We start from the raw sequence: 14,286 nt of genomic DNA, 5'->3' as shown, positions 1-14,286 counted from the left end.
GTTGGCTAGTCACTTCTTTCGTGATCACGCTGTGGTGTCACGACAATACCTCGTCGGTTGCCGTTCTTTGCAGGTTCAATCCGGCGCGCGGTTTGGTCTGCGTAGCGTGCCACGTGATCGGGGGCAGGGCGCGGGCACGGCGGCGGGTTAGGGTCCAGCGGCGCGCTTCTTGGGCATGATCAGCGGCCATGTGCCAACGCGTCTCAACCCCCTGCGCGCCGCCATCACCCGGTGTCAGCAACAGCCCCAGCGGAGCCCGCCCCAGCGTGCCCCCCTGTTCGGCGGCCAGATGCATTCGGCGCACGGGTGTCAGGCTGGGCGCACCAGGCAGGTCACCGATGATCAGCGGGATCGCCCCGCTGCGCAGGGCCTCTTCCAGACACCATAAAATATCCTCGGCGCGGGTTGGGTGGACAAAGATGAAGCGGCCGGGATCGACAAAGGGCATCATGCCGTCAGGGTTCAACTGGCCCGGCTCCCACGCGGGGGAAATCCACAGCACGGGACCTTGCGTCTGACCGGCCAGCCAGGTGGCAAAACTGCGTCGAGCAGGGCCACAGGCTTCGTGCACGCGGCCCAGTTGTAAGGTGATCTGAGGATGCAGTGCCAGGCCCGCTGCTGTGCGTTTGGCCTTACGATCAAGAAGATGTGCAGACATGCATTCAGGTTAGCATGTTCTCACTTTGTTCTCAACGGAGAATTGAGGTCAGCGAGACAGGATCATGCGCCCATCCGCAAACTGGATGTTCGAGAAAAGATGCAGATAGTCCATGCCCAGCAGTGACTGGAACAGCTCTCCTTCATTCACCCAGGCCGAGACATTGCGGTCTGTAACCGGGCCCAGCGTCAGCGTATCCAGACGCACCGGCGCCGTCCGGACCTCGCCATTCGCCGTTGCGGCGCGGCCGATATAGTTCAACTGATCAGGATCAATGCCCAGACGTTCGGCATCGCGCTGGGCCAGCACAATCTGGCTGGCTCCTGTATCAACAAGAAAGGTGATCGACTGGCCGTTAACCTCGACCGGCAGATAGTAGTGACCATCATACGCACGGGGGACCTCGATCACCTCGCCGGTTACGGTCATCTGAGGAGAAGGACCAACAGTTGAGCGGATGTCTTCCCATAGGCCGACCACGGCGATAACGCCAATAAAAATGAACACCCAGGCCATCGCCTGTTGCAAGGTTTTGTTCAGGGATTGCCGGTTTTGCGAAAAAAACCACGCCACAACAGCCGCGCCAAGCAGGCTCAAATATGCCAAACGTGCAAAGCTGTCGCCGTCCATACCATCATCCTATCCAATTCTATTGAAAGATATATGGGGGTCAGGACGCAAAACCAAAGGCTTTGAGACCATCCAATATGAACTGAACAGACAGAGCCGCCAGCAGCATTCCCAACAAACGGGTCAGCACGTTCAAACCGGTTTTGCCCAGAATGCGCGCGATCACGCCACCCGACAGGAAAAAGGCGAAAACAACGGCCATGACGGCCAGCATGACGATGCAAGCCTCGACGATACCCAGAACGCCGGGGTGCTGCCCGGCCAGCAGGATGATCGTGGCAATCGAGCCCGGTCCCGCGATCAACGGAATGGCCAGCGGGAACACGGACGGGTCGGGGTGTTCCTCTTCCTCGGCCCGGTCCTCACGCCGTTTGGTGCGGCGGTCGAACAGCATGTCCAGCGCGGTCAGGAACAGCAATGCGCCACCAGCGACGCGGAACGCCTCCATCGAGATGCCAACAAAGCCAAGCACTGCCTCGCCAAAGGCAGCAAAGGCGATCAGGATGCAAACAGCGGTCAGGCAACTGCGGATCGCGGTTTTGCGGCGTGTTGCGGCATCCATATCCTGTGTCAGCGCCACGAAGATGGGCGTGGTGCCAAACGGGTCGATCACCACGAACAGGGTGGTGAATGCGGTGACGAAAAAGGCTAGGTCGATCATTCTGTGGCACCGCCCTGAAGTTCTGTCAGGATTGCCACGGCCTTATCGGCCTGATCGCTGGGAACATAAACATGGTCATGGTGATACCCCGCAACCATGTTTGCCGGAATGTCAGCTTGCGCAAGCGCACTTGAGACGGCAGCGGTGAGGCCGACACCTTCAAGCGAGGAATGCACCTGCAGGGTAATGCAGCGCATAGGTACAGCGACGTTCTGCGCTGCCTCGAATGGAACGATCAGCGAAAGGCCCTCGGCCTCGATGCAGCTAGCCCGCGTGCCATCTGGCCATTCTGCGTCGGGCGGCCAGACGACAAAGGCATATTCACCGGGCTGAAGCGCGGGGCGCATACCGGCAATCATGTCTTTAGTTTCGGTGACTGGGGAAGTCATGACGCTTCGGCTTCCTCCAGACGTTCTGCGGCGGACACCCAAAGGGCTTCGGCTTTTTGCATCGCTTCAACCACCTCAGCGAATTTGCGGTTCCAGGTTTCCAGATCGTTGATCCGATCGTCTTCATACAAGGCCGGATCGGCAAGTTTTGCAGACAGCTTTTCATGCATATCCGTCAGCTTCTCAATCCGGTCTTCGCATTTGCGCAGATCGGCGCGAAGGGCCAGCATCGCATCCCGCGAGGGGCGTTTTGTCTTCGCGACGGCTGGCTTTTCCTTGACCGGTTTATCGCGGGCCAGCAGCATGGCGCGATAGGCTTCCAAATCGCCCTCGAACGGTTTTACCGACCCGTCCGAGACAAGCCACAGCCGATCCGCAACCAGTGACAGCAGGTGCATGTCGTGGCTGACCAGAACCACCGCGCCGGAATAGGCAGTCAGCGCTTCGACCAGCGCTTCGCGGCTTTCGATATCTAGATGGTTGGTGGGTTCGTCCAGAATCAGCATATGCGGCGCGTCGATCGTGGCCAGCAGCAGCGACAGGCGTGCTTTCTGGCCGCCCGACAGACGCCCGACCTCTGTATCCGCCTGGTCGGCATTCAGGCCAAACCCGGCCAGACGGGATCGCCACTTGCCCGGCGCCTCATCCGGGCGCAGGCGGCGCAGATGGTCCAGAGGGGTCTCGTCCACATACAGCTCATCCACCTGATGCTGCGCGAAATAGCCGATGCGCAGCTTAGAGCTGCGGGTCATCTTGCCTGCCATCAGGGGTAGGCGGTCGGACAGCAGTTTCGACAGTGTCGATTTGCCCTGACCGTTCTTGCCCAGCAGGGCGATGCGGTCATCCTGATCGATGCGCAGGTTCAGACGGCGCAGCACTTCGGTGTCGCCATAGCCTGTGATACCGCCCTCAAGGTGAATGATCGGGGGCGACAGCTCCTCGGGCTCGGGGAAGGAAAAGGCGCGCAGGGCGGCCTCTTGCGGGGTTGAGACCAGCTGAATGCGTTCGATCATCTTCAGGCGCGACTGGGCCTGCACGGCCTTGGTGGCCTTGGCGCGGAACCGGTCCACGAAGCTTTGCAGATGAGCAATGCGGGCCTTGGCCTTGGCGTTCTCGGATTCCGCCTGAGCTATGCGTTCGGCGCGGCGTTCGGCGAATTTGTCGTAAGGCACCGCGTAGTAGGTCAGCTTGCGATCTTCCAGATGCAGGATCGACCCCACCGCGCGGTTCAACAGCCCTCGGTCGTGGCTGATGATAATGACCGTATGAGGGTACTTGGCCAGATAGCTTTCCAGCCACAGCGCGCCTTCGAGGTCCAGATAGTTGGTTGGTTCGTCCAGCAACAGCAGATCGGGCTGCGAAAACAGCACCGCCGCCAGCGCCACGCGCATCCGCCAGCCGCCCGAGAAATCCGAGCAAGGTTTTAACTGATCTTCGTCGTCAAATCCCAGACCTTTGAGGATCGAGGCTGCGCGTGCCTCGGCCGACCAGGCGTCGATATCGGCCAGACGGGTCTGAATTTCGGCAATGCGCGACGGATCGGTGGCGCTGTCGGCCTCAGCCATCAGGGCGGCGCGTTCGGTATCGGCGGCCAGAACGGTATTGATCAGCGAGACATCGGACGAGGGCACCTCTTGCGCCACACCGCCGATCCGCGCGCGTTTGGGCAGCACGATATTGCCCGATTCCAGCGCCAGTTCCCCTCGGATCAAGCGGAATAGAGTTGTCTTGCCGGTGCCATTTCGGCCCACAAGCCCAACCTTGTGCCCATCGGGAATGGTTGCACTGGCCCCATCGAATAAGGGGCGGCCTTCGACGGCGTAATTTATGTCTTCGATCCGTAGCATGGGCCGCTCTTAGCAGAGCCGTGATGCCGCCGCCAGCGGCTTGGCATGTTCATCGTGCGATCAGTGTGATAGCGCTGACATGTTTGAGTGAACTGGAACCCTCGATGAAGCCCGCGCAGACACCACCGTCGATGATCACACTGGTCCTGCTGACCGGGTTGTCAGTGCTTTCACTGAACATGTTCCTGCCGTCTCTGCCCAGTATTGGTGAGGCGTTGCAGGCGGAGTATGCCTTGGTGAACCTGTCGGTCGCGGGCTATCTGGCGCTGTCGGCGGCGCTGCAGCTGATCATGGGGCCTTTGTCCGACCGCTTCGGGCGCAGGCCGGTTTTGCTGGTCTGCATGGTTATCTTCGTCGTGGCGTCAATCGGCTGTGCGCTGGCGCAGTCGATCTGGGTGTTCCTTGGGTTCCGAATGCTACAGGGCGCGGTGATCGCGGGGCAGGTGCTGGCCCGCGCGGCGATCCGCGACATGCACCCACCGAATGAGGCTGCCGCCAAACTAGGCTATGTTTCGATGGCCATGGCGCTTGCCCCAATGCTGGGGCCGATGCTGGGCGGTCTGCTTGAGATGCTGTTTGGCTGGCGCGCGGGGTTTGTTTTGTATGTTCTGCTCGGCTCGGGCCTCTTGGCGCTGATCTGGGTCGATCTGGGCGAGACCAACACAAACACAACTGCCACTTTCGCCGCGCAGATGAGGCTTTATCCGCAGCTCTTCAACTCACGCCGGTTCTGGGGCTATTCCTTCTGCGCCGCGTTTTCGATTGGCGGGTTCTACGCCTTCATCACCGGCGCGCCCTTAGTTGCGGCGACGTGGTTCGACCTGAACCCCGCGCTGCTGGGATTGGGGATCGGGATCATCACGCTGGGGTTCATGGCGGGCAGCTACCTGACCGGGCGTCTAGCGACGCGGGTCCGGTTGAACTCCATGATTTTAACGGGGCGGGTGATAGCCTCGGTCGGGCCATTGATGGGATACTTGGTTTTCGCAGCCGAGGGCGGCAGCGTCTGGACCTTTTTCGGCTCGGCAATTCTGGTGGGGTTCGGCAACGGGTTGACGGTGGCCAATGCGACCGCCGGGCTGATGTCAGTGCGTCCGCAACTGGCGGGCAGCGCGGCGGGGCTGTCGGGGGCGATGACCGTGGCGCTTGGCGCGTTGCTGACAATGGCCACGGGCGCGCTGGTCACGGCGCAAAACGCGCCCTTTGTTGTTTTGGGCATGATGTGCGCCAGCAGTTTCGCCGGGCTTTCGTCCATCCTGTATGTCCGCCGGGTGGACTTGCGTGACCCGCTACCCGACACGATCTAAGCGCCACGTCACATAGTGCTTTTCATAAAGCACATACCGTGCTACGCGGCGCGCGATGGATTTCGGCGCACACCACGCGCCACATTGAAAGGAGAGGCCAATATGGCACTGGAACGCACATTCTCGATCATCAAACCCGATGCAACCCGCCGTAACCTGACTGGCAAGATCAACGCCAAGTTCGAAGACGCGGGCCTGCGCATCGTTGCGCAAAAGCGCATCCACATGACCAAGGAACAAGCTGGCAAGTTCTACGAAGTCCACGCCGAGCGTCCGTTCTATGACGAGCTGTGCGAATTCATGTCGTCGGCTCCGGTTGTTGTTCAGGTTCTGGAAGGCGAAGGCGCCATTGCCAAGAACCGCGAAGTCATGGGCGCAACCAACCCTGCAGACGCAGCGGCCGGCACCATCCGTGCCGAGTTTGCTGAATCGGTTGGCGAAAACTCGGTCCACGGTTCCGACGCACCTGAGACCGCAGCTGTTGAGATCGCCTATTTCTTCTCGGGCATCGAACTGGTCGGCTAAACCTTAGCCACCGCAGAATTCAGGGCCGTTCCCGTCACCGGGGGCGGCCTTTTTCATTCGGGTTTGAGGTCTGCAGCCGAGACTCGCACGCCGATCGCATCCAGATCAGCGAGGATCTGCATCTCAGGCGCGGTACTGACCCCGGCCTTGATCGCATCGAACCGTTTGCGCAGCGCCTTCTTCTCCTCGCCTTTGCAATCGTTCCATGGACGCCCCTGCAGCCCCATCACCAGCACGTAATAGCCGATGAAATGTGGGCGCGAGCCACTGCGCAGTAGGCGGGTATAAGCTGCATCCGCACCCAGATCGCGCAACTGCTGTGCCGAATGGATGCCGGCGCGGGCACAGGCTTGTTCGAATGCAGGGCCAAGGTTTCGGATCGAGGAAACAGGATCAGACATAGTCTCGTCTTAGCCCGTTGCGTCCGCTCTGTCATCGGCAAGTTCGCCAAGCCCTGTGCAGGCGTGAGAAAGGGTTGATTTCGGGGCGGAATCGCCATCTCCTGACAGTGTCTTGTCTCATCGGGCAGGGGTTGTTTGCGATGACGGATACTGACGCTGTTTTCATTTTGGCAGGCGGCTTTGACGCGCGGCGTATTTCGTCACGCCTGAAAGGGTATGTTTTATCGGTCGAAAACGGGCTTTCGCACCAGCCTTTTCATGTCTTGGATTGTCACGACCAGTCAATCCGGGCCACGGGTCGCGCACTTTTCCAGATATCCGATGAACTGAAATTGGTCGGCGACGGTATGGTCTTGACGCAGAAAGGTCGGGCAGAAGGCTGTTTTCTAAGCGATCTTACTGCTGGCCCCGTTCGCGATGCACTGGGTGATTTTCCGAAACTGCGAGCGTTTATGCGCATCGGATCAGGTGTGATGTCGACCCAAGATTTATCTGTCTTAGACGACCTGCAAAAAACGCAGGTGCGGGGGGTGTTGACAACGTTGACGTCAGAGCACGGCCAAGCCTGTATTCTTACATTCGAACGGATGAAAGGCTATGATCGAACATTTCAATTATTGCTTAATAACATAGATTTAGACGTGAATGTTGGACTGAAATCTCTGTATGTTGCCCTCTTTCCAGACGCTGTTCCTTACCGGGCAAAACCAGAAATAAGACTGGGAAAGACCGAACCTTCGGTCGAGGTGGCGACTGACCTGATCCATACTTTCCTGACCGTCGCGCGGCAGAATGAGGCGGGGTTGCTTGCGGACATCGACACCGAGTTTCTTCACGACTACCGCGTGTCCCTGCGGCGCGTGCGGTCAGTTCTCAGCCTGTTTAAAGGCGTGTTTTCCGAGCAGCAAACCATCAAGTTGAAACGAACGTTTTCTGATCTTATGGCACCAACCGGGCGGGTGCGGGATCTGGATGTCTATCTGCTAGAGAAGAATAATTATTTCAAATTGTTACCACCAAGTCTTCATGAGGGCGCGGGTATCATGTTTACAATGCTTGAAGACGAGAGAAAGCAGGTACACGCCGCGTTGTGTAGGCGTTTGCGATCAGCGAAATACAAGAAACACATCAGCGCGACTTTGAAGCTGTTTTCAGATCCATCCAACTTTGAGCCCGGCCCCAACGCGCAGCGCGGCGCTTATGACTACGCCTGTGCGTTGATTTGGAAGCGTTATCGCAAAGTCTGTAAACGCGCACGCATGATCACTCGGGAAACACCAGATGCTTTGGTTCATGATCTTAGGATTGACTGCAAAAAGTTACGCTACCTGATGGAGTTTTTTGGCCCACTCTTTGACCAAAGTGCTTTCAAAAAAATCCTCAAGCCTCTGAAAAAATTGCAAGATAACCTTGGTTTTTTTAATGACGCCGCGGTTCAGCAAGAGGCGTTAATTGACTTTATCCAGCAGCGGACAAACACCCAGCACCGAGCGGATGCGCAATTGGCGATGGCTGTCGGAGGCCTGATCGCCGTCTTGGATCAAAGGCAAAAAGTCGAGCGCGCGCGGGTGATTGCTAACTTCCAGAACTTCGATAGCCCACAAGTTAGAAACACGTTTCGCAGCCTGTTTCACCACAAGGAGGATTAAGGCGTGAAAATCATTGCCTGTTACAGCAATAAGGGCGGGGTTGGTAAGACCGCGACGTCAGTTAACCTAGCTTACGCTTTTGCCAAGGACGGGCATACTGTTCTTTTGTGTGATCTTGATCCGCAGGGGGCATCCAGCTTTTATCTGCGCGTCAAACCGTCCAAAAAGCTAACCCAGGCCACGTTCTTCGAAGACGTTGAGAGGTTTACAAAATCCATCCGTGCCAGCGACTTCGACGGGCTTGATGTGCTGCCTGCCAACATGACATTTAGGGACTTCGACGTGTTTCTGTCGCGTATGCGCAACAAGCGCTCGCGGTTGAAAAAGGCCTTGGTTGGTGCAGGGAGCGACTACGACGTAATCATACTGGATTGCCCACCGAACTTTTCGACCCTGTCCGAGAACATTTTCAAGGCAGCGGATCAGATCGTCGTGCCCGTCATACCCACTACTTTGTCTGAACGAACTTTCGATCAGTTGGTTGGCTTCTTCGAGCAAAAGAAGTTGCCCAGAAAGAAGATAAAGGCTTTCTTTTCGATGGTTCAGCAACGCAAGTCCTTGCACCAAGAAACGATGGAAAGCATGCGCAAACAGTACCGCAAAAGGTTTTTGCAGACCGTAATTCCGTTTGCCGCAGATATTGAGCGTATGGGCCAGAACCGCGCACCGATCAGTATCTACGCTCCGCGCAGCCAAGCCTGTGCAGCTTATCAGGCATTGTTCGATGAACTGGAAGATGGTTTGGTTTAAAAAAGATGAGCGCCGAGATTGAACGTAAATTCCTGGTGGCGGAACTGCCCGATCTGAGCAGGGCTGAAAGGGCAGTGGTGCGTCAGGGTTATTTGACTGCACCTGATGATTCCACCGAGCTGCGCCTGCGGCAAAAAGGCGACCGCTACTACCTGACGTTAAAGGGCGCCGGGTCATTGGTACGGATCGAACGTGAGGCAGAGATATCGGCAGAGCAATTTGAGACCTTCTGGCCTGAAACTGACGGACGTCGGGTCGAAAAAGAGAGGTACACGGGCCGCATGGAAGATGGTCGGGTGTTCGAGTTGGATATCTTCTTCGGCGATCTCGCCCCGTTGCGCCTGGTCGAGGTGGAATTCCTTTCTGAACCCGAGGCGCTGGCCTATGCGCCTCCGGACTGGTTTGGCGCGGACGTCACGGAAGATAAACGCTACAAGAACAAAATAATGGCGATTAATGGCGTGCCAGTTTGATCGTCGCCTCAAGGCCGGGGTTGCAATTACGCGCAGTGAAGGCACCGCCATGCATATGTGAAATCGCGGCGACAAGGGCCAATCCAAGCCCTGCGTTACGCTCGGTACGGGCAGGATCCAGCGTGACAAATGGCACTTGCAAGCGCGGCAGATCTTCTGGTGGAACTCCGGGGCCGTGGTCACGAACGCTAAGAACGGCGTTAGGCCCATCTTCGCTGACTGTTACAGTTATTGCTGTGTTTTCAGGAGCATATCGCAGGGCGTTCTCGAGCAAGTTGGACAACGCCTGAGACAACAGTGGACGGTGACCCTGTATCGGAGCGACCGACCCCACAACTTCAAGATTTGACCCCTGATCAGCGGCGACCGGTTCATAGAGTTCCACAACATCTCCGACAAGCTGCTGCAGATCGACGGTTGCGAACTGTTCACGACCGACACCGGCTTCGGCGCGTGAAATCTCGGTCAATTGACCCAGCACGCGCAAAACATGGTCGATTTCAACGGACGCACGGGCGACATCGATTTCTCTTTCGTGATCGGTTTTGGCAGGGTCTGACAACGCCTCGACCCTTTGTTTGAGACGCGACAGGGGGGAGCGGAGGTCATGAGCAATGGAATTCGAAGTCGTGCGCAGATTGCTAATCAATTCCTCGATGCGGTCCAGCATCGTGTTCAGTGTTCCAGCCACCTGATCAAACTCGTCTCCGGTCCCGCGCATTGGCATTCTGCGGGACAAGTCCCCAGAGACTATGTTTTCCGCGGTGCTGGCAATGTCGGACAGGCGTGAAAAGACCAACCTGGTAAACAACCATCCGGTCAAAACACTCAGCGCCAGGGCAATTCCCAGCGCTATTCCAACCGAACGTAACAAAACCCGGTCAAATTGTTGCCGCGCCAACGCGTCTCGACCGACCAAGAGTCGTTCTCCACCAGGTAGGCGGATCGAAGCCGCCGAAATCGGTACCAACTGGTCATTGTCCGCCCGGTGGAGCTCAAGTTCGACCCAACCGCTGCCCGCGGTGATATCGACTGGCCACTGTTTCAGGTTACCAGCAAGTTTCGCGCCAAATCGATCAGTTAGCAGGTAAAGCGCATCTCGTTCTGACGCCGAGGGCAAGCGGCGCTCAATGGCCGTTAATAATCCGATCAATCCCCGACGCTCGTACTCATCCGCCAAGCCAGTCAATTCTGCAGACACAACCGACCGCGTTTCGCCCTCGATGCTGCGATTTGCTGTCACATAGACCAGCGCAAGCACCGTCGCCGTCAGCAATGTGCTGAGGATCATACTGGCCAAGACAAGGCGCGTCCTGGAATTGTTGAACGAAAGCCGTATGTTATCCATCAGATATCATGTAACCCGCACCGCGGACGGTTTCAATCAATGGTGTTCGCCCGTCCTCATCCAACTGCCTCCGCAGTTTTGAGATATGGACGTCCACAACATTGGTGTTCGGGTCGAAATGATAATCCCACACACCTTCGAGCAACATGGTGCGGGACACCACCCTGTTCTTGCGTCGCAGGAAGTATTCGAGGATCTGAAACTCGCGCGGTGTCAGCGTGATCTCGTGTCCTTCGCGCGTTACCTTGCGGGTCAGCAGATCCATTTCGAGATCGCGACAGGTCAGTGTCGCGCTCTCCTCAGATTCCTGCGGTCGCCTTAAAAGTGCTTCAATACGGGCGTGTAACTCATGGAAAGAAAATGGTTTTACCAGATAGTCGTCCGCGCCAGACCGCAGCCCTTTGACCCGCTCATCCACGGCGCTCATCGCGGTAAGCATCAACACCGGGGTCTTCATTCCGGCAGCCCGAAGGGAACGGATCAGAGATAATCCGTCCAGTCCCGGCAACATTCTGTCCAGCACGATGGCATCGAACCCGCCATCGGTGGCATGGTACAGGCCCTCGCGGCCATCTGCGGCCTGTTCGACCACATAGCCTTCCTCGCCAAAGCCTTTGGCGATGAACTCGCGGGTGTCTGCGTCATCTTCGACGATCAACAGGCGACGGCTCATGATGCGAACTCCTTTCACTTTGAATTTAACCACAGAATGTCGGGTCACGCACTGTGTTTGGGGAAAGAACGTGCCGGGTGCGTCGTTGCGCACCCGGCAGTCCCGACGGAGAGCGGACAAATCATCCCGCCGGGGAGGCGCACGCCAGATATTCCCCATCACGTGGCGCGCGCGGGTGTCAGATCAGGCGATTTCCACCGCAACAAAGATCTGGTTGCCTGCTCGGTTGATTAGAACCAACGCGGGGCCGGTTTTTTCGCTGTCCAGTGCAGCCTTCAACGCATCCGGTGTGGTTGTGTTCTGACTACCCAGTTTTACGATCACGTCACCGCGTTGCAGTCCGGCTTTCGCGGCTGGACTACCGGATTCAAGCGCGGTGACTAAAACACCGCTGACGTTTTCGCTTAGCCCCATCTCGGTGCGGTTGGCATCGGTCAGTGGGGCAACTGTTACACCCAGAGCAGTGCCTTCGATCGCATCGTCAACAGACGTGTCGATGTCGACCGAGGCGCTTTGATACTGGCCGACGGTAAGCTCAAGCTGCTGTTCCTTGCCGTCACGCAGAACGGTCAGAGTGCTGTCGGTACCAACCTTGGTTGTTCCAACAAGAATTGGCAGGTCGCTGCTGGATTCGACGGTTTCGTCGTTGAACGTCAGAATAACGTCGCCCTGCTTGAGGATACCCTCTGACGGGCTGCCATCAACCACGTCAGACACCAGCGCGCCGGTTGATGCATCGATACCCATCGCGGCGGCGATTTCGGGGCTTACATTCTGGATCGAGACACCCAACCAGCCGCGGCTAACCTGACCGTCATCGCGCAGATCAGAGGCGATGTGGTCCACGATGTTGGACGTTACTGCAAAGCCCAAGCCCACCGATCCGCCGGTTGGCGAGTAAATGGCCGAGTTCACCCCAATGACCTCTCCATCCATGTTGAACAAAGGTCCACCCGAGTTACCCTTGTTGATCGCGGCATCCGTCTGGATGAATTCGGCGTATGGCCCCTGCGAGATGTTGCGACCCTTGGCCGAAACGATCCCCGTAGTCACGGTCGAGTTGAGCCCAAACGGGTTTCCGATGGCGACAACATCTTCGCCCACACGGATAATATCGCTGTCGCCCAGTTCGACGGCTTGCAGGTCCTCACCCGCGTCGATTTTGAGCACGGCGATATCCGTCAAAGGGTCGGTCCCGATGACTTCGGCCTCGAACGTGCGGTCGTCGCTTAGGCGGACGGTCACAGACTCGGCATTGTCGACGACATGGTGGTTGGTGATAATGTAGCCTGCCTCATCAAGTACAAATCCCGATCCCAGACCCTGTGCCGGACCGCGTTGCGGTGCATCGAAGCCTTCAGGCGCGCCGAAACGTTTGAAAAATTCACCGAACGGATGTCCTTCAAAATCAAAGTTCTGTCCCTGGGTCGGCATCTGGCGCGCTTTCTGTTCCGCGACAATGGTCACGACAGACGGCGATACGGTCTCGACCAGATCCGCCAGCGCTTCGTCTGCCTTGGAGGGCAGGGCGGTCGTCGCAAGAAGCGCGGCGCTTAGGGCGCTGACGCCAACCCAACTGGTTGTGCGCGGCATGAGAAGAGAAGATTTTCGGATGCTCATTTTGGTCTCCTGTTTATATCACGCGGATGCGGTCGCGCGTTAAGACAGCAGATGCGGCACCAGTCTGATCATTTCCTTTAACAAAGGTTAAGAAATCTTAATTTTGCCATAAATCGGATGTCTTATTCGCCGATCTGAATGGATGGAAGGTGCAAAACGGGACGAATCAAACCAGCGAATCTTCCAAATTGTTTCCCAATGAGGGGCCGGAAAGAGAAAAGTGAAGAATTGAGACAAATTCGATAACAAATAATGCAAGGGGTTTTTTACATTCCCTGAGATCTCCTTTAGGTTGTGTTTCGTTCTCGTGAAGAGACCACTGAAGCGCAAACAACCATGAACAACATAAATCAATTTTCATATAGATCTGATCATATTCGAATTTCCCTGCATTCATCGGGGGTTAATAAACATCTTTAGGTAGATTGCCGATTTCAGGGATGTTGCGGAAAAACCATTCTGATATGTCGAAAATTAACCGAAATTCCTGTTTTAGCGTTGTTTGCGAGGGGCGGATCGGTGACGATAGGCATGCCCAAGCGAGGGGAAGCTGATGGCACTAGGGGGTGCCAAAAGCTCGTCACTGTTACCAGAAGCGCTCAGCGGCATGTTAACGAGGGGGTCTTGTTTAGGTTCGGCAGCGGAATAGCCAAGGTGCTACAGGCATTTTTGGCTGCGCTTATGGAACGTGTGAAACGTGGTAGTCCCGCTTTGGGTACCGGCCCGGTCTGGAAAGACCGGGCCGTGTTACTTTTGACTTAACGTTGATTGCGCCATCTTGCCCAATCCTCGGGTGTGTCCAAATCCAGTAGCGCATGTTCGCCGGGCAGGGGCAGCAAGAAAACCTTGTCAAAATGGGCACGCACAACGGATTGAGCTCCTGCATCACCGGACAGGGTGTTAAGCTCGGAAAACAGACTTTGGTCAAAAACCACCGGATGACCGGGCTTACCCGAGGCTGTGGCTCCACGCCAAATCAGGTGTTCGGGGTGATCAATCACGGCGGACAAGACTGCGGTTAGGTCTTGCGCTGTGATCTGGGGCAGATCGGCCAATAAAACCATGACCGCCGGGGCATCGCTTGGGATTTGAGCCAATGCACGGCGTAAACTGGCATTCATCCCTTCCGCTGCATCGACAACCTCGATCCTGTGCAGATCCAGCCCGTCCAATGCGGCATACCGATCATGTGGCCTTGGGGGCAGCGCGACGAACACCTCTCCGGCATCCATTGCAGTTAGCGCAGATCGGCGCATCAGGGTCATGCCGTCCACTTGTTGCAGCAATTTGTCCTGTCCACGCATGCGCTTGGACTGACCGGCAGCCAGCAAGATAATTGGTATTTTTTTCATGTG

At 56.9% G+C, this 14,286-nt stretch carries 15 protein-coding genes; 5 read left to right on the top strand and 10 right to left on the bottom strand.

Annotated features, from left to right (window positions below):
• Nucleotides 1-37: 37 nt before the first annotated feature.
• From ACR3EG_RS12360 to ACR3EG_RS12340, 5 genes are read right to left on the bottom strand one after another with little or no spacing between them, the layout of a single operon-like run.
• Nucleotides 38-658: an ImuA family protein gene (locus tag ACR3EG_RS12360; protein ID WP_480496113.1), complete on the bottom strand. Its 621-nt coding sequence runs from the start codon at nt 656-658 to the stop codon at nt 38-40.
• A gap of 48 nt (nt 659-706) precedes the next feature.
• Nucleotides 707-1,288 carry a retropepsin-like aspartic protease family protein gene (locus ACR3EG_RS12355; protein WP_209196497.1) on the bottom strand — a complete coding sequence of 194 codons (582 nt, stop codon included), beginning with the start codon at nt 1,286-1,288 and terminating at the stop codon, nt 707-709.
• Nucleotides 1,289-1,328: 40 nt separating this feature from the next.
• Entirely contained in the window at nt 1,329-1,949 is a 621-nt protein-coding gene (locus ACR3EG_RS12350; RefSeq protein ID WP_480496111.1) for a MarC family protein, read from the bottom strand.
• Nucleotides 1,946-2,338 (bottom strand): ACT domain-containing protein, encoded by a 393-nt coding sequence (locus tag ACR3EG_RS12345; protein WP_480496109.1) that lies wholly within the window; start codon nt 2,336-2,338, stop codon nt 1,946-1,948. Before ACR3EG_RS12345 ends, ACR3EG_RS12350 begins: the two co-directional genes overlap by 4 nt.
• Nucleotides 2,335-4,185: an ABC-F family ATP-binding cassette domain-containing protein gene (locus ACR3EG_RS12340; protein ID WP_480496107.1), complete on the bottom strand. Its 1,851-nt coding sequence runs from the start codon at nt 4,183-4,185 to the stop codon at nt 2,335-2,337. Before ACR3EG_RS12340 ends, ACR3EG_RS12345 begins: the two co-directional genes overlap by 4 nt.
• Before the next feature lie 104 nt (nt 4,186-4,289).
• Here ACR3EG_RS12340 and ACR3EG_RS12335 point away from each other — a divergent pair, with 104 nt between their 5' ends.
• Both ACR3EG_RS12335 and ndk read left to right on the top strand, forming a co-directional pair.
• A complete protein-coding gene (locus ACR3EG_RS12335; RefSeq protein ID WP_480496105.1) occupies nt 4,290-5,492 on the top strand; it encodes a multidrug effflux MFS transporter in 1,203 nt (400 codons plus the stop codon).
• Nucleotides 5,493-5,594: 102 nt separating this feature from the next.
• Nucleotides 5,595-6,017: a nucleoside-diphosphate kinase gene (ndk, locus tag ACR3EG_RS12330; RefSeq protein WP_170352964.1), complete on the top strand. Its 423-nt coding sequence runs from the start codon at nt 5,595-5,597 to the stop codon at nt 6,015-6,017.
• Nucleotides 6,018-6,070: 53 nt separating this feature from the next.
• Here ndk and ACR3EG_RS12325 read toward each other — a convergent pair whose 3' ends face one another.
• A complete protein-coding gene (locus ACR3EG_RS12325; RefSeq protein WP_480496104.1) occupies nt 6,071-6,418 on the bottom strand; it encodes a TfoX/Sxy family protein in 348 nt (115 codons plus the stop codon).
• Between the two features lie 140 nt (nt 6,419-6,558).
• Here ACR3EG_RS12325 and ACR3EG_RS12320 point away from each other — a divergent pair, with 140 nt between their 5' ends.
• Genes ACR3EG_RS12320 through ACR3EG_RS12310 form a run of 3 tightly spaced genes read left to right on the top strand, consistent with a single transcriptional unit; the run spans nt 6,559 to nt 9,290 of the window.
• Entirely contained in the window at nt 6,559-8,067 is a 1,509-nt protein-coding gene (locus ACR3EG_RS12320; RefSeq protein ID WP_480496102.1) for a CHAD domain-containing protein, read from the top strand.
• 3 nt (nt 8,068-8,070) lie between these two features.
• The gene (locus tag ACR3EG_RS12315; RefSeq protein WP_480496100.1) at nt 8,071-8,817 is read left to right on the top strand and encodes a ParA family protein; all 747 of its coding nucleotides are present in this window, start codon (nt 8,071-8,073) and stop codon (nt 8,815-8,817) included.
• Nucleotides 8,818-8,822: 5 nt separating this feature from the next.
• Nucleotides 8,823-9,290, top strand: a complete 468-nt coding sequence (locus tag ACR3EG_RS12310; protein WP_170352972.1) for a CYTH domain-containing protein — start codon at nt 8,823-8,825, stop codon at nt 9,288-9,290.
• Here the strand turns inward: ACR3EG_RS12310 and ACR3EG_RS12305 are convergent.
• The 4 genes from ACR3EG_RS12305 to ACR3EG_RS12290 form a co-directional block, all read right to left on the bottom strand.
• On the bottom strand, nt 9,271-10,638 hold the full coding sequence (locus ACR3EG_RS12305; RefSeq protein WP_480501724.1) for a sensor histidine kinase: 1,368 nt from the start codon (nt 10,636-10,638) through the stop codon (nt 9,271-9,273). The genes ACR3EG_RS12310 and ACR3EG_RS12305 overlap by 20 nt on opposite strands.
• Complete coding sequence (locus ACR3EG_RS12300; protein WP_480496096.1) at nt 10,631-11,311, bottom strand: response regulator transcription factor; 681 nt, start codon at nt 11,309-11,311, stop codon at nt 10,631-10,633. The genes ACR3EG_RS12305 and ACR3EG_RS12300 overlap by 8 nt, the downstream gene beginning before the upstream one ends.
• A 183-nt stretch (nt 11,312-11,494) precedes the next feature.
• Nucleotides 11,495-12,931 carry a Do family serine endopeptidase gene (locus tag ACR3EG_RS12295; RefSeq protein ID WP_480496094.1) on the bottom strand — a complete coding sequence of 479 codons (1,437 nt, stop codon included), beginning with the start codon at nt 12,929-12,931 and terminating at the stop codon, nt 11,495-11,497.
• 758 nt (nt 12,932-13,689) lie between these two features.
• Nucleotides 13,690-14,283, bottom strand: coding sequence for a nucleotidyltransferase family protein (locus ACR3EG_RS12290; RefSeq protein ID WP_480496092.1), 594 nt, complete (start codon nt 14,281-14,283; stop codon nt 13,690-13,692).
• Between the last annotated feature and the right edge of the window lie 3 nt (nt 14,284-14,286).

It is taken from the genome of Ruegeria sp. AM7 (assembly GCF_056535965.1).
Note: the sequence above shows the minus strand (reverse complement) of the source record. Positions and strands in the feature narration are given on the sequence as shown.

Coding starts and splice junctions, on each gene's coding strand:
- ACR3EG_RS12295 (WP_480496094.1), bottom strand. CDS start 12,931: ATGAGCATCCGAAAATCTTCTCTTCTCATGCCGCGCACAACCAGTTGG.
- ACR3EG_RS12340 (WP_480496107.1), bottom strand. CDS start 4,185: ATGCTACGGATCGAAGACATAAATTACGCCGTCGAAGGCCGCCCCTTA.
- ACR3EG_RS12345 (WP_480496109.1), bottom strand. CDS start 2,338: ATGACTTCCCCAGTCACCGAAACTAAAGACATGATTGCCGGTATGCGC.
- ACR3EG_RS12325 (WP_480496104.1), bottom strand. CDS start 6,418: ATGTCTGATCCTGTTTCCTCGATCCGAAACCTTGGCCCTGCATTCGAA.
- ACR3EG_RS12310 (WP_170352972.1), top strand. CDS start 8,823: ATGAGCGCCGAGATTGAACGTAAATTCCTGGTGGCGGAACTGCCCGAT.
- ACR3EG_RS12305 (WP_480501724.1), bottom strand. CDS start 10,638: ATGGATAACATACGGCTTTCGTTCAACAATTCCAGGACGCGCCTTGTC.
- ACR3EG_RS12300 (WP_480496096.1), bottom strand. CDS start 11,311: ATGAGCCGTCGCCTGTTGATCGTCGAAGATGACGCAGACACCCGCGAG.
- ACR3EG_RS12290 (WP_480496092.1), bottom strand. CDS start 14,283: ATGAAAAAAATACCAATTATCTTGCTGGCTGCCGGTCAGTCCAAGCGC.
- ACR3EG_RS12355 (WP_209196497.1), bottom strand. CDS start 1,288: ATGGACGGCGACAGCTTTGCACGTTTGGCATATTTGAGCCTGCTTGGC.
- ACR3EG_RS12335 (WP_480496105.1), top strand. CDS start 4,290: ATGAAGCCCGCGCAGACACCACCGTCGATGATCACACTGGTCCTGCTG.
- ACR3EG_RS12350 (WP_480496111.1), bottom strand. CDS start 1,949: ATGATCGACCTAGCCTTTTTCGTCACCGCATTCACCACCCTGTTCGTG.
- ndk (WP_170352964.1), top strand. CDS start 5,595: ATGGCACTGGAACGCACATTCTCGATCATCAAACCCGATGCAACCCGC.
- ACR3EG_RS12360 (WP_480496113.1), bottom strand. CDS start 658: ATGTCTGCACATCTTCTTGATCGTAAGGCCAAACGCACAGCAGCGGGC.
- ACR3EG_RS12320 (WP_480496102.1), top strand. CDS start 6,559: ATGACGGATACTGACGCTGTTTTCATTTTGGCAGGCGGCTTTGACGCG.